The organism is Haladaptatus ordinarius (assembly GCF_054177595.1).
Genome location: NZ_JBPEHH010000008.1, coordinates 45,997 through 66,918 on the forward strand (window position 1 = coordinate 45,997; position 20,922 = coordinate 66,918).

A 20,922-nucleotide genomic window follows, 5' to 3' on the forward strand; every position below is an offset into this window, starting at 1 on the left:
CCACCCATGTCTAATATTTCCCGCCAAACGGTGCACTCGTATCTCGTAGAGACGGCCAGCTCCGAGCCCACGTACCTCCGTGCTAGTGAGATAGCCAAGGAGTTAGATGCATCACCGAAAGCCGTCGCACAGTACCTCAGTCAGCTTCAGGACGACCTCGTCGACGTCTCCCTCGAACAGTGGGGCCGGTCGAAGAGTACGACGTGGCGACTGGAGGTGAGCGAGTCGTGAGCACTGTCAGCAGACGTGTGGAATCTGCACTCCCGGAGACCGGGACGCGAGAGTGGTGGCTGCTGTATCTTCTCGCACCGATTGTACTCGTCGGTACGGCAATTATCGCGTTTCCAACGCTCGTCTACGACCAGTTCATCTGGCAGTACCTCTGGGGGCCGGTCGTCGCCGACGCCGCTGGCCAGCCGGCCACACACGAGGGAATTCGGGCGGTCAGCGGCTACAACGCGATGAACACGGTAACGTACCTCGCCGCAGTCGTGTACAGTATTCCGGGCCTTCGGGCGTATCTCGACCACCTCGACGTGACGTTCGACGCTCGGTTGGCATACGGGTTCGCACCGCTTATCGTCGCCGGCGGCGCGATGCGTGCACTCGAAGATGTCGGCGTGCTCGGCGACTACGCTGTGCTGTTTATCACCCCTTCTATCTACTTCGTCGTCACCGCAGTTACTGTTCTTGCGCTCGGAGTCGGAGCATTGGCCCGCAACCGGGGATTCGCTTCGATTCCGCAGACGGTCGGGGCGGTCGGGTCGATCTGGGCCATCGGCACCGTCGGCTGGCGTTCTGGTACGGCGCGACGAGTTCGGCACTGCTTCGACTGTGGGTGCCAGTCGCGACGACTGGAATCGCCCTTGGTGTAACTGCCCTCTATTATTGGGGCGCAGGGTTCGTTGCGAGCGTACCGTTACGGCACCCTCTCTTCCTGCTCGCCGTCTTCGGACAAACGTGGGACGGCGCGCAGAACCTCGTCGGCGTGACGTTCCTCGGCTACTCGCCAAAGCTGGTCGTGACGAACCTCGTCTACCAGGCGACCGGCTTCTCCGGATCGACGTTCGTCCTCAAACTGCTCGTAACCGGGGGGATCGTGTGGTATCTCGCGGATGCGAAGGCAGAGATGAACCACACGTGGTGGTGGATCATGACGTTCTTCATCGGGGCGATCGGGCTCCCGATGGGCGTCAGAGGCTCGCTCCGAATGATGCTCGGGGTCTAACAATGGATACGATGAACACAACCGCTACGACACGGCAGTACGGCGCGGCAATCGCTCTGGTTTCGGGGCTCTACTCGCTGGTTTCGGCGACTGGTGGCACCGGGATGATGGGCTCGAACAGCGGCTTGCTCATGGCGCTCCTTGGCGTGGTCGTCGTTGTTCACGGGGTTATCTTGCTAACGCCCTATGCGAGTCGGCTTGGGAACGCGAGTGGTCCCCTGATGATCGGCTACTCGCTCGTGATGTTACTCAACTAGGCACTCGTCGGCGTCACTGGGAGTATGAACTGGGGGATGGGTATGGGGTCAGGAATGGACGGTGGAATGACCGGTGGCATGGGATCGACGATGACCGCCGGAATGGGGTGGGATCTCGGTATGGTTGCACTCGCGGTACTGATGCTGATTAGCGGAGTCATCATGACGAACCAATCCGGATCTGGAACGGAGATGTAACCCGCTCGTCGTAAGCATGATGCGTTGATTCTTCTTGGTGACCCGAGAGAGACGGGAAATCAGCCGAGAAGGTACCGTGCCCAGGGATACCGTTCGACCAGCGGAACGCCACCAATCTCGTACTGTTCGATATACGCATCGAGGCCGAGTATTCGCCCTGCCCCGAACGCGGCGACAGAGAGGAACACGAGCATATACGCGAAATCACCGTTAATGTAGCCGTGTGCGATGTCCCAGTTCCCGAAATAGAACAGGAGCATCATGAACGCCCCCCAGAACGCGGCGAGACGAGTGAACGCGCCGACAAGCAGGCCAAGTCCGATGAGCACTTCACCCCACGGAACCGCTATATTCACGAAGTCAACGAACCACGGCGTGTTCCCCATAGCGACGAAGAGGTCCGCAAGCGGACTGCCGCTATTTGGAACGGCTCCCGTCAGATAGCCGCCCGCGCTAAATTCCCCAGAGAGGACCTTATCGAGGCCACTCTGGAAGAACGCCAGTCCCATCATTAACCGAAGTGAAAAGATGAACCAGACACTCAGCGTGTGGAGTCGACCCCTTGCAGTGAATCCCCCGATCGTACTTTCTAACTGAACCTCCTGTGATGCCATGACGTGTGCTAATTTCCAATGATGTATTATAAAATCGCGGTGGGGTCTCGCCACACCGCAATAGAGAGCCTTTTGTGAGGCATCCGACCCGACAACGATGATCTGTCCACTGCTCTGCACGATGATCGCCTGAAAATCCATCGCGTCTTGCTGAACCGTACCGTGAGGAAATACTCTAGAACTTTGTTGTTTCAGTATCTCGAGGGCCATCACGAGCTGCTGCCACGAAGTCTCGCCACTGCCCCCATCAGGGAAAGAACATAGGAACCTGAACTCGGTACCTCCTGTATTCCGCATCAAATTCCTCGATCACGTCACGTTCTTCTTTACGAGCGAGCCATGTAAACGCAAGGACGATTACGGGAAAGAGGCCGACGGAGAAAACTGTAGGCCAGTGAATGATACCTTCGCCAAAGAGAGCGACGAACAGGCCAGTGTACTGTGGATGGCGGACGTAGCCGTATACTCCCTCCGTGACCAGTCGGTCTTCCCGCCGAGCCTGGTGGAGCTGTCGCCACCCCTGCACAACCAAGCTGATGCCGAGAAACACCACTGTATAGCCGACGAGCATCGAGAGGAACATCCCGAGTTCACCGACCCCAAGCAATGTGGACCAGAGGTTGGTACTCACGTAGTCGCGATCCAACCCGAAGAACCGGACCAGGAGATAGATGGTAAGCGGGAAGCCGTACATCTCGGCGTAGAGCGCGATAATGAACGCTTGGACGACACTAGCCCCGACCCACTCGCGCCAGCTTTGGGGCGCGAAATATCGGTAGAACATCCACGAAACCAGAACGATGATGATCAATGCGAGCCCCCAAGCGCCGGGATTCGCAATGGAGAAGTCTATTGCCAATATGTCGATATGGATTCGGAGCATTCTCGGTGATGATTCTACCTCTAGGCTACTATAAACTGCTCACGAGGCGTCTTATCCGCGAGATATCCACGTCCCGTCGTTCGGAGTTCGTGTCACACTGGCCGGAGCGTATCGTACTCCCAGGCGTCTTTCAAGGCGGCATATGTCTGCTTGAGTACCGATAGATTGGAGAAGATCCGAGCAGCCACTCGTGGATGCTGCAAGAGGCGACGAAGCACCGCACGTGGGGACCGATCGATGTCCTCGATATCGATTCCAGACACCACCTGGACGGCATCACCGAGAACGGCCATCTGGCGGGTCTCGACGAGGTGTCGCATGATCCGGGCGAGCAGGTACTCCCCTTTCATCGTCCGATAGAGCGTGTCTGGATACTCGTTGAGGCGTCCCTCTGCTGTCAACCTGGCTGCGAGATACGACGACTGAATCGCTTGTGAGATTCCTTTCTCGGTCAGCCGATTTGCGATTCCAGCCGCATCCCCGACGCGAACAACGGGGTACTCCGGTAGATACGTCAGCGCAGGATCGAGACTCGGTCCTTCGGGGATAACCGCGATGTTCGTCTGGCCCCGAGACGGCATCGGCCAGCCGTTTCGTAGGCACGCTGCCTCGAATTCGGTCATGTAGTCTGCAGGCCGTTCGCTCTCGGTCCACCCGATGCCGACGTTGGCACGCTCGGGCGATTTCGAGAATGCCCGCGCGTATCCAGTGTAGTTCTCGAGAACGATCTGGCTAGTCGGGTAGAGATCCGAGAAGTCGCCCTCCACGTCAGCATTGAGCGCGATCATCCGACCTGCGTATTCGTCCGTTCTCCCCCGAACTTTACTGGTGATCGACGGTTGGCCGGTCGCGTCGACCAAAAGGTCGTATTCTTCGGCAAACGTCCGGAACTCCTCTGTCGAAATTGGGTGGGTCCCGTGAATCGAAACGCCCCTCTCAGCGAGGCGCTCGGCCCATCGCCGCTCAACAATATTTCGGTCGGTGATGTACGTGTCGGAGGCCGGGAACCACCCCTCACCGGTACGCTGTCTGCCGGCTGTCGTTCCGTCGTAGATGTCTACCCGTAACTCTGGAAGCGCATTGACGAACCCATTCGCTGGCGTCGGATCGAGTGGAATCTTCGAGACGGCCGTCATCGCCTCCCCACAGTTGACCCGTTTGTCGTCGTACGACTGGCGTTCGAAAAGGTCTACTTCGAAACCCCGCTGGGAAAACCCTTCAGCAGCCGCGAGACCGCCGACTGCCCCGCCGATTACTGCCACGCTATGGATTCGCGGGGACGGGTCAGACGACCGTTTCGAACCGGAATGACGATTCCCAAATCCTGATGAGGTGTTCTCTGGCATGATTTGTCGCGTGGAAGACGTGCTACGCCTCGGTGAGCAATCGACGGAGTACGAGATGAAGGATGCCGCCGTTCTCGACGTACCGAACGGCTGCGGGTGTCCCCACCTGTGCCGTGACCGGGAACTGCTGTGGTCGATGACGAGGTCACACGGGACCTCCGTGCCCGGGTTCTTCCCCTTCCGGTCGACCGCCGAACGGAGACCCGCGAGGGCGTGAACGGGAGTTCGACGTCCGGGACGTCGGGCTCCCAGGACGCGGCGTTGCGAACGTCCTCGGCCGTAATTGAGTCGTCGTCGACGTTGCGGAGGACGGATTCAAGAAGGACGCGAATGCTGACTGGTAACCGATCTAATTCGCAGAGTCCTTCGTCTTTAAGGACGGTGAGGTCGGCCATCTTGTAGCTCGTACCGTCGAACTCGAATCGGCGAATTGCATCGAATGGGTCAGAGGTTGGTATTGGTTATGATACGTTGAGAGATTTATTAATCGTACTCACGTACGGGGTCCGTGACATATTCGCTATTCTCCTCGAATTGTCAGCACCGGTGTCTCGGCGCTCCGGATCACTCGTTCGGACACGCTCCCGATCAGCTGGCGTGAAAGACCCGACCGACCGTGTGTACCCATGGCGACGAGGTCGACCGCGTGCTGATCGCAGTAGTCCAGTATCGCTTGATGGGGAACGCCGTGCTGAATCTCTGTGACGACTAAAACTCCGTCAACAGTGGCCTGAGATTGAACGTCTTCCAAAATTTTCTCTCCGCTTTGCACCAGCACACGCTTTAGTTCGTCCCAGGTCCATCCCGGGCGAGACGCGTACGCACCTCTATCGACGACGTAGAGTACATGGAGTGTTGCTTCATACGTCCGAGCTAGATCAAGAGCATGCTTGACGGCTTCCTGTGCTTGTTTGTTCCCATCGGTCGGAACAAGGGTGTTCTCGAAGTCTTCACCAAGGTCGGAATCTGATGTCTCTTCGGTTGGCTTCGGTTTGACGCAGAGGATAGGGACATCAACAGTGCGGACGACTCTGGCCGTGACGCTCCCCAGCATGAATCTGTCGAGTCCAGTATGTCCCCGAGTTCCCATACAAACGAGGTCAATGCCAGCGTCAGCGATGTAGGACGCGATCTCCCGCGCTGGAATGCCACGGCGAACCTCCGTTACTACGCTCAGGCCGTCTTCTGAGGCTTTGGCTGCAATCTGTTGGGTGGCGGCATCGCCAGCATCGTACCACGTGTCCGGTAGTGTCTCCAGGTCTGTTTTGAGGGCGGTCAGTTCGAGCTTTCGTTCGATCGGCGAACTATCGACGACGTGGAGCGCGTGAACAGTCGCATCGTATCGTCGAGCGAGGCTCAGGCCGTACCGGATTGCGGGCTCGACGTGATCACTTCCATCGGTTGGGATGAGGATGTCGGTGTACATGGTTGGAGTTGGAAGACCGATTGTGCTAGGGACGCTCCTCTGTGGGTTTGGGCGGCTCCCGGGCGGCTGCCTCGATGCGTTCCTCGAAGAAGACGAGCTCCTTGTTGGTGTGGTCATAGAGTTTGGCCCTCCCATCGAGGACGGTCGTGAACAGCCACTTCAACAGCTGGCCACGACGGTTGTTCGGGAAGTCCATCCAGACGGCATGCGACATCCGGGTTCCGTCGTCCGTCTCTTCGAGTCGGATGGTGCCACCTTCCGGGATTCGAACGGTGACGAGTCCCCGAAGGATCGGATAGTACGCCGTTCCCGTCCAGACCGCTACGTTCGGATGATCGATGTACTGGAATCGGCCGTGGAGGTCGGCGAACATCCCCGCAACCTCCTCGGCCTGATGGAACGTCGCACCCTCATGCGGCCGGTTGTCGGGCGTGTCGTATTCGAGTCCGTAGTGCTCCTCTGGGTTTGACGCCGTCCAGTGGACGGGGTCGGTCACGTACTCCCAGATCTCCTCGGGTGATGCGTCGATGACGATCTCCGCTTTGTCGGTGACGTACATGGGATTGTCCGTTTTTTGTCCTACCGAGCGACCGCGTTGTACACCCATGCAAAGGCGTACGCGAGGATGAACCCGATGACAGCTGCTTCGATCATGCCCGCCACCGTCCCGACGATGGTTGGTTCGAAGAACAGGTGCCACTGCTCCATCATCTCGACTGCGCCCTCGTAGACGCCGACCGCCCCGAATACTCCGAGGAGAAGCATGACGACGGCAGAGACGACTGCCGCGGCGGCACCGAGTGCCGGCGCATCAAGCGCCATCGGTTCGTGGGACATCTCCATGTCATACTCTTCGCGATTGGTGGTTGTGGTGCTCATATGTAATGGTACGTCAGGAACATTCAATCTGATTTCTCCTTAGAATCGAAGCACTCATCGAGTGGTTATTCGGCGTGGAACCACGTCGAAGCAAAACGAGGAGCCAACTCGCGAATCGAGAAACATTTCAAAGTTTGTATTTTCTTTATGAATAGGATTGAGAAGGCCATCGAAACGGTTTCGGTCACTCCTGGAGGACAGTTGTGAAACTTTCTCGCGGTTTTCGATGGTCTCACCGAGGATTACCTTTCAAACTATGGATGTAGGTGGTCTCGTTCTTCATTTTCGTAAGAGCAACTGGCAAGACTGATGCCAATGAATATTCATGTATGGAGACCACTCTCGTCGGCGGGATTCTCTCCTTGGAGAAAGATAGGCAAGGTACGTGGCACCCACTCCGAAGAAGGCGACCACGTAAGCCAGATTGCTCCACACCGAGTCGTATGTTGAGCAGTAGCCCCAACAGACCAGTGTGTACGAGGGCACATTCCACGTTGGCGGGTGTAGTTTGGGCCAGAAGAAGCGACAGTAGGTGGTGAACGTGAGCATCACCGTGACAGGAAGCGCCGCGAGCCAGGTATTGGGATGAACCGAAAATCTCAGTCCATACCGGTGATAGGCGTTCAACAGGACGAATGGGTGGGTGAAGACAATTAGCCACAGGCCGATGGTATACGTGACTGGCCAGTGTTCGATCCGCGGTTGTGTGTATTCGAGTCTCAATGATTCAGGAAGCGTTGCCCAGGGAAACGATGGGTCGGGAACTGGATTCGTGAGAAATGATAGTCCCATGAGGACGAGTCCGCCGATAAGTGCATAAACGCCCCAATTCGCAATCCGAGCGAGTAACTCTGATACTGGATTGTGGATGTGAGTGTTCACGGTGCTCTAACCGTAAGAACAGGGACTGTCGCTGTTTGGAGCACTCGTTCCGTTACGCTCCCGATCATCCATTTGGAAAGTCCCGTTCTGCCGTGTGTCCCCATGGCGATAAGATCGATTTCGTGTTCGTTCGCATATTCGCCAATGATTCGATGCGGCACACCATCACGGACGGCTGTCACCACGGAAAGACCAGCTTCGTCTGCCGTGTCGGCAATGCGGTCAGTTGCCCTTTTTCCGGCCCTCTCAAGTATTTCTTTGCTATCATCCCACTCCATCCCGGGTCGTGAGGCATACACAGTACGATCGACAACGTTGAGCGCATGTACGGTTGCATCGTAGGTGCGTGCTAGTTCCAACCCGTGGTCGGTTGCTCGACGCGCACTCTTACTCCCATCCGTCGGGATGAGAATGTGCTCGTATGAGAGTTGTGAGGGAGTCAGTTCGATGCGTTCCTCTGATCGCCGTACGCAGAGAACTGGCACAGAAGCACCTCCAACTACCCGTTCGGTCACACTCCCGAGCAGGAATTTCTTGAGTCCGCTTCGCCCGTGCGTCCCCATGCTGATAAAATCGATATCATGATCGTCAACATAGTTGAGAATGACTTCGTAGGGCGTCCCCCGAGAAACGTCTGTGATTACGTCAAGATTGAGATCCCTCGCCTGGTCGGCAATCTGCTGTGTCGCAATATCTCCTTCACGCTTCCATTCGTCTGGAATATCCGGTAGTAATTCCTCTTGAATGTCTGTTAGATCAATGACATGGAGAGCATGAATAGTCGCATCATACGTGTTTGCAACGTCAAGCCCATGTTCGATGGCGGGTTTCACGCCTTCGCTTCCGTCCGTTGGGATGAGAATGTCGTCGTACATGGTTCCCCCAACCATGTATGTCGTTAGCAAGCAGCATAAATCGAGGGATTCGTTCTCACTCTACAAGCTGAATAGGCTGAGTGCGTGGGACGTGACCCTGAGACTGTTCACAAGAACGATGGGGTGGATTACTCTCTTCCAGATATCCTAATCTCTTATCTTTCGATTTCATTGTGGTAATAGCAAGAGAATAGAGCATCATTTCACACGAATCATTGGATACGTGACTGAACGTGCGTCTTAGGTTTCTACCGTACCAGTACTAACGTCCAGGTTGTAGGCACCCATAGTACCGGGGAGTGAATCAATCTGTGATCGATTTCGAGGCTCACAACTGCTCGACCAACGCTTCACCAGCGGATAGAAGACGAACTGGTTTTCGATCGTTGCAGAAGTCTCGTGCCTGCTCCAGTTTTTCCTCTTTTTCGGCGTACAGGGTAAGCAGTGAATCGCCAGTTTCGATTTCGTCCCCTACTCGACAGTGAAGAGATATTCCTGCACGGCGGTCTTTCGGCGCCCCTGCCCGTCGGGCAAGTTCGTTCGTTACCCGATTGTCGATGTGTGTAACGACTCCGTCTTGATTAGCCGAAACGGTCGCGTCGTGGGAACCTGGTTCGAGATCATTGAGGGAGATATTCGGATTGCCTCCCTGTGCCTCGATAATATCTCGAAACTTCGAGGCCGCCTGTCCAGTTTCGATGAGTTCTGTTGCTGTCTCGTCGACACCGCATGCGTCAAGAAGGACTTGCGCGAGACGTTCGCTTTTCACACGGAGATCATCAGGGCCATCTCCGTCCAGAACCGTGAGTATATCGCGTGCTTCGAGAACCGGCCCGATCCCACGTCCGATCGGTTGTGCTCCTCGCGTAATTGTGCAGTCGATCCCCATTCCAAGATTTGCTCCAACGCGACTGAAATCCTCGGCCATCTCACGCGCATTAGAAAGGCTCTCTACCTTCGCACCTTCACCGTATGGGATGTCGATGACGACGTGAGTAGCACCGGCACTTTTCTTTTTCGAGAGAACTGATGCGATTACTTGTCCTGGTGAATCCAACGAAAGCGGCGTCTCTGCCCGGATGATTTTATCGTCGACAGGCGACAGGTTCACTGCCCCACCCCAAACCATACAGCCGTTCGTTTTCGCAACGATCTCTTTGATCTCTGCAATCGAGAAATCGACGTTACAAAACACTTCCATTGTGTCGGCAGTCCCCGCAGCGGATGTCACTGCGCGTGATGAGGTTTTCGGGATGGTCAGCCCCGCTGCAGCGACGATGGGAACCACGATTGGCGTGACGCGATTGCCAGCCACACCGCCGATCGAGTGTTTGTCGACGATCGAATCGAATTCCCACTCGATAGTTTTGCCGACGTCCACCATACAGGACGTGAGACACAGCATCTCTTCACGAGACAGCCCGTTTGCGTATACTCCAGAGACGAACGCGCTCAACTCGACATCGTTCAAGCGATCCTGGTTAATGTCCCGAACGATAGTACCAATCTCGTGCATTTCGAGTTCAACATCATTGAGTTTCTTCGTGAGATAGGCTACTGAGCCGGGTTTCAGGGCGATTGTTACGTCAACGTCGCCTGTGATGTGGCCAAGTGGACGAGTGACGCCGAGAAGTCCGGGATCGACAAGTTCGTCCGTGATTTCCACAATCCCGGTCGAAATTTGATCGTCGTACTCGATCTGAACACGGTCAAGTGGATGGACACCAAGTTCGCTCGCATCGATTGAATTAAGTAAGACCGTTGGGGTGTGGGTTCCAATATCGATCTCTTCAGCGACAAGTTCCATAGACACTATTCAACCACCGGCATTATCAGCACGAGCTTCTTTTATCACGGACTACGCCGATGCATTCTATGCTGTTGCATACTGGTGTTCATCGAGGAAATGCAGTCCCATACCGGACATCATAGGGCAGATTCCGTGCAGCGAGTCGATCAAAAAACCACTCGGGGTCGATAATCTCTTCAGAGAGCCAGACGCCCGGTGTGTCGACGCGGTCTTCATACAGGGCACGACCTATCGTGGCTGCACTGATGCCTGTGGCACGGGCTTGATGCCGGTCGACGAGTGTGTATTCTACCGATCGATTATCCCCACCGACGGTGACGGTGATCGCGAACCAGTCCTGACCATCATACAGCTGATGAATCCCACCAATCGCTTCGGTGAGTATACGACGAGAAAGTGGTCGTTCTGTCAGCATCGAAGTTCCGCCCACATTCGCAATGGTTGCTAATAAACGGCCAAGCCAGGGTGGATCAAGGGCGAAGCGGACGGTCACCGTCTCCGCACCGAGCGTCCGCGCATAATAGAACTGGTCGGAGAATGGAAACAGATAGGTTCGTCGTTCGCCGATCGGCTCTGGGAACCTGACGGCTGATTCGCAGTCGAAAGGTGAGACCTGCTTCTGGCGTCCGTCCGCGGTGATTTCATATGGGTGACTAGCAAGTTCCATCACTTCAGACAGGCTGGCGGGACCAAACTCATCGCCGATGGAAAGAATCAGCGCCGTTGAGACCTTTTCAACAGCACCGAGATGTGTAGCACCCAGTCGTGCTAGCATGTTCGAGATACCTGGTTGGATCCCGGCGCCGAGGACGACCCTCGCGCCAGTTTCTTCAGCTCGCTCACTGAGTGATTGTGCAGCCGCCCAAATCGGTGGAACTGCTGTGGTGGACGTGAACGCGAGACCCCGGTCAACAACGGCACGAAGCAATCTCGCGTCGGGCTGGTCAACCGTGCTAATGACGAGGTTTACACCGTCAAGCGCTGAGTCGATTGAATCGTCGTCAGTGACGTCCAAGTGCTCTGCACCAACATCGTCACCTAGTTTGGCGGCAAGTTCGGACGACTTCTGCTGGTCACGTCCACCGATGATTATGTCCCCCGGAACCGTCGATGCAAGCTCAGCAGAGATATAGCTCCCCACGCTCCCGTAGCCGCCAGCAACGAGGATGGACGAGTCCGCCATTTCGTAGGCAACTTCGGTAGTGGCATAGAAACCCCTTTGCCTGAGTGAACACCGTAATGGCCGCGGTGACTCCGTAACGACTCCCCTGTTTCGCAATAATAGAGCATACCGAATCGTGAACGATGACCACCACCTAGTGTAAAGGTAAACGATATCGTCGACCAGCAGATAATCCCATAAATAATTGCTCATTAGCAGAATGTGCATCACGGCTACGTCGAAGCCCTCATTGAGGTAATCCTCGTTACTGTGGCGATAGAGCGGATTGGCTATTTACTAATGAGTTGATTCGAACGGTATAGACCGACGAATCCACTGAACGATGACTGTGGTTTATCGATGCGCTATCCCAACATTCCTTGGTGCCAACATGACTGACAAACCACGAGCTATCGATAAAACACGCCGTCGATTTCTGGCTATTGTTGGCGGTACCACCATCGGAATGACCACCAGTGTCGAGGCACAGAAAACAACTTCGAGTAATCGGCATCAAGGTGGAGGGCAGGGAATGTGTTGTTTCCGTCTTGGTGGGCGAACATCCGGATGGCAAGGCCGCGGGCCACAGTCGATTGCCAGGCAGAAGAATCCGCGGTTACAGCTTGAACCGGGGAGAATGTATGGTCTGATGTGGCAGAACCTGGATGGTCAGCCCCACACGTTTGCTTTGCGAGACTCGAATGGCGAGAATCTTGCTGTGATTCTTCCGAACGTCCGGACGATGGAAGGCCCAATGATGGGTGGGCAAAATGGGACGATGATGGGTGAAAATCAGACAATGATGGGCGGGCAGAACGGAACGATGATGGGTGGACAAAATGGTACTATGATGGGGGGACAGCAAGGGCAAGGGAGACAGACACCGCCGGAGAACGCTATCAAGGTAACGCCGCAGGTCGCCAAGAAGGGCACCGTACAAATGCTCATGTTCGTTGCTACACGTGACATTGCACAGTATATCTGTACTGTCCACCCGACAACGATGGTCGGCAAAGTAACAATGAAGAGTAGCCACGGAGACGGTGGAAACGGTGATAACAATGGCCAAGATCATGGCCACGACGGCGGGAACAACGGGAACGGCGATGGTGGTTCGTGAAATACGGTTACTCTATCGGTGGGCGAAACCATGACGTGGCAGTTCAGTCCCAGATACGATATATCGCTGTTTTGAGTCGACTGTGGTCTGTTCCTAATGGGTATCGTGTCATGGTAATTCCGTGGTACGGAGCAGCGGCTGTGTCTCTATTAAAATCATAAACGGCAGCACACAAACGCGATACTCTTGTCAGACTCGCTTAGTTCTGCTTAGTGCAACATGGAGTAGTGGGACAACTGTATCCCAATCAATCCACTCTCCATCTAGAAGTAGACCAAATTTACTGTCACCTGACTTCATAAGCAGTAATGAAATCCGGCAGATGCGTATTCTCAAAATGCACGAAGACCGTGCCACCAACAAGCAACAACTCCCAGTACGACCGTCTGATTCCAGCTACCGCCTCAACAGCTACCTTCTTTGAAGGCGAGTCTTGGGTATGAGTGTCATTGTTGAATTCACTATTGAGAAGGAGAACTTAGCGTTAGGCCAGGCATTATCGGGGGCTGGCAGTACCCGTATCGAACTCGAAGAAATCGTCCCGAGTGAAAACAACGTCATGCCTTTTTTCTGGATCGTCAATCCAGATAGAGAGGGATTAGAAGTGAGCGTCGCCGAAAGTGAATACGTCAAAAATCTCGTCCGGCTCGACACCCTTGGTGACCAGTCGCTCTACAAAGTCGAGTGGACGGGTGAATACGAAGACCTCCTCGCCGGCATCGTCAAAACGGAAGGGACGATTCTTGAAGCGACAGGGGACGACGCGTGGCATTTCATTCTCCGATTCATTGATCACGATCATGTCGGCCAGTTCTACAACTTTTGCACCGACCACGAGATCCCGCTTCACATCGAGCGTGTGTACACCTTGACCGAGGAGGGATTGCGAGGACGGATGTTCGGATTGACGAACGAACAGCGTGAAGCAATCGTTCTCGCACTCAAGCGCGGCTATTTCACGATTCCACGAGAAGTGCAAATGCAAGCGTTGGCTGATGAACTCGACATTACCCAGCAAGCGTTTTCTGAACGCCTCTGGCGCGGTCTCGAGAAAGTGCTTGTAAATCTCTTCGAATGACTCGGCCTCTGATTCCCAAGGGGTGATAAACATCTTGTGCACACAGACAATTTTTCTTTTTCCCCCTGTCCCTACGGCTGATGTGCAATGAACGAACCGAAGCGAGAGACAATGTTCGAAGTATTTGCGAACAGGCATCGGCGGCACTTATTGATTGCGTTGCGAACACAGAATCCGCAGCGGATCGAAGAGAGCCTGCCCCAAAATATGCCTGTTGGTGACGAGAAAACGAAAGACTTGCAGGCTGCGTTCTATCACAACCACCTTCCGCGACTGGATGCTGCAGGGTTCATCACTTGGAATCGAGATACCAACGAGATTGTTCGAGGACCGGACTTCGACACGATTCTCCCTCTGTTAGCGGTGATTGAGAATTGCCACGACGAACTCGCTGACTGCTAATTTTCAGCACTGTTGTCGCTGGTTAGACGGTCTATTTCTCGCTATGCCAGCCCTCACGTCACATTCTCTCTTCAGCAGACGTCTATCGGCTGCCGATTTGAATTGAACCCGACGTGAATTCGTTCCATCTCCTGCTCCGGTTCGTGCAGAGGGTATGCATCGACCACAGAACTCTATTGGTTATTCTGACGTGAATTCACCAAGTCCCGATTGTTCGCGTTCCTCTGGCTCAATGACCGACGGATCGTCATGACTGGGGTTGTTAACTCGTGTCGAGATCTCGTAGGCAGCCAAATCATCACGAGAATACGGTTGACACAACGCTTCGCGTTCGTCTGGTCCGGCCGAAAGCCACCGATCTTCATCCTCACTACCGAGTACAACCGGCATCCGATTATGGATCGGCTTCATCACGTCGTTAGGTTCGGTCGTCAGAATCGTCACACAGGGAATCGCCTGCCCATCTCCTTCCCACACTTCCCAGAGACCAGCCATCGCGAACGCTGGAGAGTCCTCACGATACACACGATACGGCTGTTTCGGGCCACCGTTCTGTTGCTGCCATTCGTAAAATCCGGATGAAAGGACCAAGCACGGTCGTGATTTCCACGCATTCTGGAAGACGCGTTTCTCGTCAGCCGTTTCGGAGCGAGCGTTGATGATTCCCTCTTCGGGTTTCTCTGCCCAGAACGGTATCAATCCCCAGTGGTACTGGTCGATCTCGTCAGTTGCTTCATTTGTAATGACTTCTAATGGCTCTCCGGGAGCGATATTGTATCGTGGTGTGTACCCACCATCAGTGACGACCCGTGCGTCGAAGCGGTCCTCGAGGTCTTGTTGCTGGATGAAGAGCGCAGTTCGCCCACACATAGAATATGTACGGTCTACAGGCGCATCAACGTATGGTGACCGGGGAGGATCGAAGGCAAATGGTTTGCATGTGACGGAGCTACCGTAAGCTATGGCGGCTGCGTGGGCACAGTGGGAGCACGTTACGAAGGTTGACCCAGACAAACCACTCCATGATGGGGATTCCTACGTAGACATTGCGGACATAGGTACGGATGCAATCATTCTCGGTGGCACCACGAACGTCACAGAAGCCCGTGTTCAGCCGATTCTTGATGCGCTTTCTTCTACCGAGATCCCCATATTCGTCGAACCAACCTACCGCCCAACGCTGTTCCATAACGAGGCACTTTCGGGCTATTTGCTACCGATTGTCCTGAATGCCAATGACCCACTGTGGATCACAGGAGCACACCACGAATGGGTTCGTTCATCTGATCTTGAGTGGAAAGCAGTCCATCCAGAAGCCTATATTGTCCTGAATCCAGCGTCGTCAGTTGCGACGTACACGCAGGCAGACTGCGACCTCGATGTCGATGACGTCGTCGCCTATGCTGAACTCGCCGAACAGATCCTCGGCCAGGACATTGTCTACCTCGAGTATTCTGGCACCCTCGGTAATCCAGCAGTTGTCGCTGCCACACGGAATGCACTCTCATCAGCGCAGCTCTTCTATGGGGGCGGGATTCACGACTACGACTCGGCCTACGAAATGGCGAATGTCGCAGATACAGTCATTGTTGGCGATGTGCTCCATGAGGCTGGCATCGAGACGGTTGAGGAAACTGTTCGCGGAGCAAAGGATGCGAAGCACGACTCGTAATTTTGCGCTCTACAATCGAAGAAGTGATTGTGTCGATCAAGAGTATGCACCTGTAATCGGTCGCTTGTAAGTTAGTATGTAATACTAATTAGTATCGCCCACCGATTTAACCCCGTTAGAGCACTACCATTCGATATGAGCGAGAATGCCGCAATCGTAGCCCGGATCATCGAGCATAACACGGGCGGGCAGAACCGTGCGACAATCGATCGCGACCACATTGGTGTGATTGCAACTCAGCACGGTCGCTTTGACGGCGATATTGATGATTCGATAGCCGAGGCGCTTGCTGAAGGATACATCGAAGAGCAGGATGGTGAGTACGTTGCGACAGAGAAGGTTTGGGATCTAGTTCCCGGTACTACTCGCTAACTAGTTGTTCGGTCTGACTGCGTTTTGAGTTCTTCCCCTCTCCCACTCTTTCTTCAACCTCTTTGTTAGTATACAATGCTAACAAAGGCATCTGAAATTCTAAAAACCCGCTTCAATTCACTTAGTAACGTACGTAAAACTTATCTAATGGTGGGTAATAACGTATTCTAGAAACAACGCCTGCACTGAAACGCGAGTGATTCCCCTATGACACCACCACCAACCGCTGACACAGATGGCCACGAATCGCACAGTCGACGGGCGTTTCTCGCAACAACCGCCAGTCTCGGCCTTGCATCACTGTCCGGGTGTGTGTATGGCAGTGGAATTGGTGCGGTTGATGATGGATCGAACAGCACCAATAGCACGAATTCAACAGATGGCACACCATCGAGACTTGATCCGACCAAGTATGCCGACCAGTTCAAGCACCGAGTCAACATCGCGAAGAAAGGCGCAGACAACACAGGGGAGCACGCGATCGATGATGTTCTCGACCATGTGATCGACGACGATACACTCGTCTACTTCCCACCTGGCCGGTACAAGCTCAATACGAACCATCGCCACGTTGGACTCCGTAACCTCGGAATTATCGGGCAGAACGCGGTCCTCACGCACGGGCGTGTGGACGCGATTGAGGGGTTCGATGTGACCGAGGGGGAGTATCACGGCCCTGCTCAGCATTTCAAAATAGGAGTGACTGATACACCGCACAAGGGACGTTTCGTGTTCGGTGGGATTCACAGTTGATTGGCGCGGGAAGAACGAAGGGATGCAGATTCTGAATCATCATACCGCCGGGAAATCGGTGATCCAGAACATTGGGCAAGTCGGCATGCACTCGCTAGGGTGTCAGGGACCATTCCGACTGAATCCAGCAACTGAGAATGCGTTCATTCGAGCCCGAAATATCGACATCCGACATGGCGGTCTCACCTACCAGAAGACGATCAACACGCGCGATACGTACGACGGTGGGCCGTATGCTGGTCGATCGTGGGCCACATCAGGAATTACGATGCATCCACGTACGCAGGGGAAGCTCCGCTTAGAACGGGTCATCTGTGGCGGGTGGCCTGACAACGGGATCTACGTGATCGGCGGACAGCCGGGTACAGGAGACGGTACCGCCGAAGTGATAAACTGCATTGCAGGCAATTCACAGGCCTCAAACATCCGGATTGGTGGGACGAACTCGAAGATCATCGGGTGCAAGGTCATCATTGATCAGTCGTTCGGGGACGAGTTCTACTACGAGCAGCGTCCCATCCGGATCGATGATGGTTCTTGTGCGGTCAAGAATACACAGATCATCCAGAAGAAGCCGACTGGATGGAGCCTCACTGTCCTTCATGCGGTGCAGAAAGCGTTGATTGAGAACGTCTCGATAACAATCCACGATTCGCCGACGAAAGCACTCGTTATCGATGATGCAGCAAGCAATGTCACGGTTCGGAATATGCAGGTTCAGACGCCCGGCTGGCAGGCGACGGAGAAAATGCTCTTTCGTGGGTCGGGTGACGTAATGGAGAATATCACTGTTGATGGAAAGCCGGTTTGATCCTCGAGATCAGATTTTTCTGATATCGCGGAGGATACCCACGACACAGATAAGCGAAATAAGAAATGCCGCTGGTTTTGCCCAGCCTTCGGGAAGGTACATCGAAAGGTAGTACCAGAATCCGATGAAAGAGAGTCCGAACGCGATGAATGGAGCTCCAAACGCGAACAGAATTGCAGATACTCCTCTCCCGAGGGCGCCCATCGTTACGCCCTCCAGTTTGCAACGGCGGCGGTACCAAGGACAATGATGAATGATCCAATCCCCTTGATACCAAATGCATAGCAAACGAGGAGCGCCAGGAGAATTGCGCCCCAGAAGCGCACTCTTCGACTGTGCTTGATCGCATCGACGATGGTGGTTTTGAGTGCGCTCATGAGTTTGAGTCTTGGTCGTCTTCGGTGTTTTCGCGTGGGTCAGTGAGGAGGTGGTACAGTGCAGATTTGGCGTGGATGTTTTCGATATAGCCCGCTGCTTCCAGCACTTCTAATCGCTGATGGATGTATTGCCGGGTGTAGCCTGTTTCGTCGACCAGATATGATTGCGTTCGATCGCCTTCGTGAAACAGGTCGAGGATTTGCTTGTCAACATCCTTTAGTCGGACCATCGGCTGCAATTCGTAGCGTATCATACGTAAGTGTTGTCTGTCATTGACCTATTGTAGTTTACGGATAGTCAAGTACGAAAAGACACTACTGTCCGTAAACTATTTATTTCTATTTCTAGTTTAGTAGGATGGAATATGGTTCCCTCAAGAAACCACGAGCAGAGCGACAGAAACGAGTCGGAAACAGCACCTAGTGGCTCCGTTTCACAGACAATTGCAAAAGCAGTAGATGCTGGTATCGAGTTGGTAGACACGGTGGCCATACGTGCCGGTCAAGCAATCGGCGTCACGGATGAGACGGTTGCAAAAGCGATCCCGAAGGCATACAGTGTCGCGCTCACGTCGGGGCTCGTTATCGGTCGTGCCGCTGCCCAATCGAGTGGGAGCGTGAACGTCTGTGATCAATCCAAGTTCATCGGCCAGGCACTCCCGTTCTTTCTCACCGCTGGCGGGACGTTCCTCGTTGGTGCCTACGCGCTGAGCCAACTCATCGGTGGAGGTGGACAAGCACTCTCGATGTCGAGTGGCAAGCAAGGGACGTTCAAAAGCATGCAGATGGACGGGCACAAGGGCTTCATTAGCGCTCTCGTCGGTCTCTCGCTGCTTGGTATCATGATGGGCTGGATGGCTTTCCCGGTTGATACCAGCTGTCTGCCCGGTGTCTAAGGAGGAATGCATGCACGCCAACACCCGACGAGTGTTGGTTGTCAGTCTCGCCATCATCCTCCTCGTTCCGATGCTGATTACCTCGGCGATCGCCGCCACTCCCCACTCGTCACACCCAATGTTCCAAGCCACCTCGCCCAACGGATCTGCAGCCAATAATTCGACCACAACGTCGCCAGCCAACGGCTCGCATGCGCCAGGCAGTGGCTCGTCCGGAAATGGTGGCTTCGGTGGGTTCATGCCTGATATCCCGGGACCGAAAGAGACCGCGAAGATCGCGATCAATTTCCTCGCTGGCACGTGGCTTGTTGAGCAAATCACGACGGCCATCGAGGAGTTCATCAACGCCTTTACCGGCTTTATCGTCGGGACGCCATTCCCGACAAATGATGGCTATCTCGGTATCCTCGGCTACCCCGCCGAGAACCAGAATCCCAATTGGAACGATATCTTCTGGCAGCTCTACGTTCCATTCGTCGGCTCGACCTCGATGGTCCTGCTGGTGTTGAATCACTGGTTTTCCGCGATCAAGGTCACCGCACCTGGTATGGGACGGGATCTTGATGGAGGTGATTTACTGATTAAGACGACGGCTGGCGGGATGTTTATCGGCCTCTGGTGGCAGATCGGGACAGCAATCGCCCGGCTGAACAACGCCTTTGCAACTATGCTCGCCCCGAGTGGGGCAGAGATGGCCACGACGCTGAATGGACTGGCCAAGCTCGCCTCTGGGGGAATACTCACTATCATCTTGACCCAAGGGGCGAGTCTCTCCGAGATATTTGCCTTGGCGATCATGTTCGGTACGCGCCACGCACTACTCATCCTCTATCAGGTGTGCATGCCCATTCTGGTGATCATGGCGCTCACGGCACCAGCTGAGTGGATACGTGGGTTCTTCGCTCGATTAGCGTGGCACTACCTCACGCTGCTCATCCTCGTCTTTCCGGCGGCCTTCCTTCTCCGCCTTGGGTTGATCATCGACTTCGATTTCGGATTTGGAGTCCTCGGCGACATGCTCGTCGGAATGGGCTTTCTCGGTGGCGCTGTCCTGTCGATCGCGATCCTCGGCTGGACGTCGATCGCAACACGACGCTATGCGGGAAAGATGAGCAAAGCGGCCGGGAACAGTCGTCCTACGAAGGATGGTATGGAGAAATCCTATAAGCGTGCCAAAGAGCGCAAAGAATCTGCCACCAATTGGCTCCACAGTCGACGCCAAAATCTTCGAGCCATTCGGTCAGATGGCGGCACAGACGAATCCTCGCCTTCCCCTGAACCTAAGAAATCACCCATCACACGGCAGGGATCGAAGCCGGAGATGGCGCCCTCACGTCCGAACGAAAGTATGCGTAAGCGTCGGAACGAAGGCGGATGGCGGTTGTCCGGAAAGAAGGGCTATACCGATGACTGACAGCCAGTATCGACTTGTAACCACGGAGGACGGGTTCTGTCCTCCCACTCGCAGTCAAGCAGTGTCGTTCTCGAGCGGCACTGTGCTGCGGTGATTCACTACACACCCCGATCACACATGTCAGATTCACCCGGAGCAGAAGTTCTCGATCAAATGGCCAGCGGACGGGATGTCTTCGGTCGTTGGGACATGAACGAGCTCGTTCGTGCCATCTACCCGGCACTCGGGATCCTGGTCCTGACACCATTCCTCCCGAAGCGACTCCAAATCGCGGGCATTCTCCTGACGCTCGTCGCGTTGGCAGGTGCAGGAGTTGTGCTCGCTGTTGAACCAGCGTACCTCACGGCAGGTGAGTTCGTCGCTCAACGGACGAAATGGCTCACCCGGCAATCGGTGAAGCTTCATTCCCGTCAGAACCGCCGCTAACCCACAGTATTACCCGCAAACCAACACCCCGACATTCAAAC

General features: G+C 54.7%; 27 protein-coding genes and 1 pseudogene. 15 read left to right on the forward strand and 13 right to left on the reverse strand.

Going from position 1 to position 20,922, the window contains the following annotated elements; all coding sequences use genetic code 11:
- The first annotated feature begins 6 nt into the window (after positions 1–6).
- Genes ACR3FF_RS05005 through ACR3FF_RS05025 form a run of 5 tightly spaced genes read left to right on the forward strand, consistent with a single transcriptional unit; the run spans position 7 to position 1,683 of the window.
- On the forward strand, positions 7–231 hold the full coding sequence (locus ACR3FF_RS05005) for a DUF7123 family protein (protein WP_458186599.1): 225 nt from the start codon (positions 7–9) through the stop codon (positions 229–231).
- The gene (locus ACR3FF_RS05010; protein WP_458186601.1) at positions 228–875 is read left to right on the forward strand and encodes a DUF63 family protein; all 648 of its coding nucleotides are present in this window, start codon (positions 228–230) and stop codon (positions 873–875) included. Before ACR3FF_RS05005 ends, ACR3FF_RS05010 begins: the two co-directional genes overlap by 4 nt.
- Positions 839–1,228 (forward strand): DUF63 family protein, encoded by a 390-nt coding sequence (locus tag ACR3FF_RS05015; RefSeq protein WP_458186603.1) that lies wholly within the window; start codon positions 839–841, stop codon positions 1,226–1,228. Before ACR3FF_RS05010 ends, ACR3FF_RS05015 begins: the two co-directional genes overlap by 37 nt.
- 11 nt (positions 1,229–1,239) lie before the next feature.
- Positions 1,240–1,485, forward strand: a complete 246-nt coding sequence (locus tag ACR3FF_RS05020) for a hypothetical protein (RefSeq protein ID WP_458186605.1) — start codon at positions 1,240–1,242, stop codon at positions 1,483–1,485.
- Positions 1,486–1,527: 42 nt separating this feature from the next.
- Positions 1,528–1,683 (forward strand): hypothetical protein, encoded by a 156-nt coding sequence (locus tag ACR3FF_RS05025; RefSeq protein ID WP_458186607.1) that lies wholly within the window; start codon positions 1,528–1,530, stop codon positions 1,681–1,683.
- A gap of 59 nt (positions 1,684–1,742) precedes the next feature.
- Here ACR3FF_RS05025 and ACR3FF_RS05030 read toward each other — a convergent pair whose 3' ends face one another.
- From ACR3FF_RS05030 to ACR3FF_RS05075, 10 genes and pseudogenes are all read right to left on the reverse strand, one after another.
- Positions 1,743–2,297, reverse strand: coding sequence for a DoxX family protein (locus ACR3FF_RS05030; RefSeq protein ID WP_458186608.1), 555 nt, complete (start codon positions 2,295–2,297; stop codon positions 1,743–1,745).
- A gap of 247 nt (positions 2,298–2,544) precedes the next feature.
- Positions 2,545–3,180 carry a methyltransferase family protein gene (locus ACR3FF_RS05035; RefSeq protein ID WP_458186610.1) on the reverse strand — a complete coding sequence of 212 codons (636 nt, stop codon included), beginning with the start codon at positions 3,178–3,180 and terminating at the stop codon, positions 2,545–2,547.
- Positions 3,181–3,272: 92 nt separating this feature from the next.
- Complete coding sequence (locus ACR3FF_RS05040; protein WP_458186612.1) at positions 3,273–4,442, reverse strand: NAD(P)/FAD-dependent oxidoreductase; 1,170 nt, start codon at positions 4,440–4,442, stop codon at positions 3,273–3,275.
- Positions 4,443–4,652: 210 nt separating this feature from the next.
- Positions 4,653–4,984, reverse strand: a pseudogene (locus ACR3FF_RS05045) (aconitate hydratase); the annotation flags it as partial.
- Between the two features lie 62 nt (positions 4,985–5,046).
- Positions 5,047–5,952, reverse strand: coding sequence for a universal stress protein (locus tag ACR3FF_RS05050; protein ID WP_458186614.1), 906 nt, complete (start codon positions 5,950–5,952; stop codon positions 5,047–5,049).
- Positions 5,953–5,977: 25 nt separating this feature from the next.
- Complete coding sequence (locus ACR3FF_RS05055; RefSeq protein WP_458186616.1) at positions 5,978–6,511, reverse strand: SRPBCC family protein; 534 nt, start codon at positions 6,509–6,511, stop codon at positions 5,978–5,980.
- Positions 6,512–6,531: 20 nt separating this feature from the next.
- A complete protein-coding gene (locus tag ACR3FF_RS05060) occupies positions 6,532–6,831 on the reverse strand; it encodes a hypothetical protein (protein WP_458186618.1) in 300 nt (99 codons plus the stop codon).
- 878 nt (positions 6,832–7,709) lie between these two features.
- Positions 7,710–8,588, reverse strand: coding sequence for a universal stress protein (locus ACR3FF_RS05065; protein WP_458186620.1), 879 nt, complete (start codon positions 8,586–8,588; stop codon positions 7,710–7,712).
- Positions 8,589–8,916: 328 nt separating this feature from the next.
- A complete protein-coding gene (locus ACR3FF_RS05070; RefSeq protein ID WP_458186621.1) occupies positions 8,917–10,395 on the reverse strand; it encodes an AMP phosphorylase in 1,479 nt (492 codons plus the stop codon).
- 88 nt (positions 10,396–10,483) lie between these two features.
- Entirely contained in the window at positions 10,484–11,788 is a 1,305-nt protein-coding gene (locus tag ACR3FF_RS05075; protein ID WP_458186622.1) for a saccharopine dehydrogenase family protein, read from the reverse strand.
- Positions 11,789–11,951: 163 nt separating this feature from the next.
- On the opposite strand from ACR3FF_RS05075, the gene ACR3FF_RS05080 reads away from it, so the two are divergent.
- The 3 genes from ACR3FF_RS05080 to ACR3FF_RS05090 all read left to right on the forward strand — a co-directional run bounded on the left by ACR3FF_RS05080 (position 11,952) and on the right by ACR3FF_RS05090 (position 14,160).
- Positions 11,952–12,680, forward strand: coding sequence for a hypothetical protein (locus ACR3FF_RS05080; RefSeq protein WP_458186624.1), 729 nt, complete (start codon positions 11,952–11,954; stop codon positions 12,678–12,680).
- Positions 12,681–13,119: 439 nt separating this feature from the next.
- On the forward strand, positions 13,120–13,758 hold the full coding sequence (locus ACR3FF_RS05085; RefSeq protein WP_458186625.1) for a helix-turn-helix domain-containing protein: 639 nt from the start codon (positions 13,120–13,122) through the stop codon (positions 13,756–13,758).
- 87 nt (positions 13,759–13,845) lie between these two features.
- The gene (locus tag ACR3FF_RS05090; RefSeq protein WP_458186626.1) at positions 13,846–14,160 is read left to right on the forward strand and encodes a DUF7344 domain-containing protein; all 315 of its coding nucleotides are present in this window, start codon (positions 13,846–13,848) and stop codon (positions 14,158–14,160) included.
- Positions 14,161–14,340: 180 nt separating this feature from the next.
- Here the strand turns inward: ACR3FF_RS05090 and ACR3FF_RS05095 are convergent, their stop codons facing one another.
- Positions 14,341–15,030, reverse strand: a complete 690-nt coding sequence (locus ACR3FF_RS05095; protein ID WP_458186628.1) for an SOS response-associated peptidase — start codon at positions 15,028–15,030, stop codon at positions 14,341–14,343.
- Positions 15,031–15,121: 91 nt separating this feature from the next.
- On the opposite strand from ACR3FF_RS05095, the gene ACR3FF_RS05100 reads away from it, so the two are divergent.
- From ACR3FF_RS05100 to ACR3FF_RS05115, 4 genes are all read left to right on the forward strand, one after another.
- Positions 15,122–15,832 carry a phosphoglycerol geranylgeranyltransferase gene (locus ACR3FF_RS05100; protein WP_458186629.1) on the forward strand — a complete coding sequence of 237 codons (711 nt, stop codon included), beginning with the start codon at positions 15,122–15,124 and terminating at the stop codon, positions 15,830–15,832.
- A gap of 135 nt (positions 15,833–15,967) precedes the next feature.
- Entirely contained in the window at positions 15,968–16,204 is a 237-nt protein-coding gene (locus ACR3FF_RS05105) for a hypothetical protein (RefSeq protein ID WP_423743144.1), read from the forward strand.
- Positions 16,205–16,411: 207 nt separating this feature from the next.
- Positions 16,412–16,957 carry a hypothetical protein gene (locus tag ACR3FF_RS05110; protein WP_458186631.1) on the forward strand — a complete coding sequence of 182 codons (546 nt, stop codon included), beginning with the start codon at positions 16,412–16,414 and terminating at the stop codon, positions 16,955–16,957.
- Positions 16,958–17,225: 268 nt separating this feature from the next.
- Positions 17,226–17,768, forward strand: a complete 543-nt coding sequence (locus ACR3FF_RS05115; protein ID WP_458186633.1) for a hypothetical protein — start codon at positions 17,226–17,228, stop codon at positions 17,766–17,768.
- Positions 17,769–17,777: 9 nt separating this feature from the next.
- Here ACR3FF_RS05115 and ACR3FF_RS05120 read toward each other — a convergent pair whose 3' ends face one another.
- Positions 17,778–17,972: a hypothetical protein gene (locus ACR3FF_RS05120; RefSeq protein WP_458186634.1), complete on the reverse strand. Its 195-nt coding sequence runs from the start codon at positions 17,970–17,972 to the stop codon at positions 17,778–17,780.
- A 169-nt stretch (positions 17,973–18,141) separates the two neighbouring features.
- Positions 18,142–18,375: a winged helix-turn-helix domain-containing protein gene (locus ACR3FF_RS05125; protein ID WP_266080753.1), complete on the reverse strand. Its 234-nt coding sequence runs from the start codon at positions 18,373–18,375 to the stop codon at positions 18,142–18,144.
- A gap of 135 nt (positions 18,376–18,510) precedes the next feature.
- On the opposite strand from ACR3FF_RS05125, the gene ACR3FF_RS05130 reads away from it, so the two are divergent.
- The 3 genes from ACR3FF_RS05130 to ACR3FF_RS05140 all read left to right on the forward strand — a co-directional run bounded on the left by ACR3FF_RS05130 (position 18,511) and on the right by ACR3FF_RS05140 (position 20,881).
- On the forward strand, positions 18,511–19,041 hold the full coding sequence (locus tag ACR3FF_RS05130) for a hypothetical protein (RefSeq protein ID WP_458186636.1): 531 nt from the start codon (positions 18,511–18,513) through the stop codon (positions 19,039–19,041).
- Positions 19,042–19,051: 10 nt separating this feature from the next.
- On the forward strand, positions 19,052–20,455 hold the full coding sequence (locus ACR3FF_RS05135) for a TrbL/VirB6 family protein (RefSeq protein WP_458186638.1): 1,404 nt from the start codon (positions 19,052–19,054) through the stop codon (positions 20,453–20,455).
- A 189-nt stretch (positions 20,456–20,644) separates the two neighbouring features.
- Complete coding sequence (locus tag ACR3FF_RS05140; RefSeq protein WP_458186640.1) at positions 20,645–20,881, forward strand: hypothetical protein; 237 nt, start codon at positions 20,645–20,647, stop codon at positions 20,879–20,881.
- Positions 20,882–20,922: the final 41 nt, after the last annotated feature.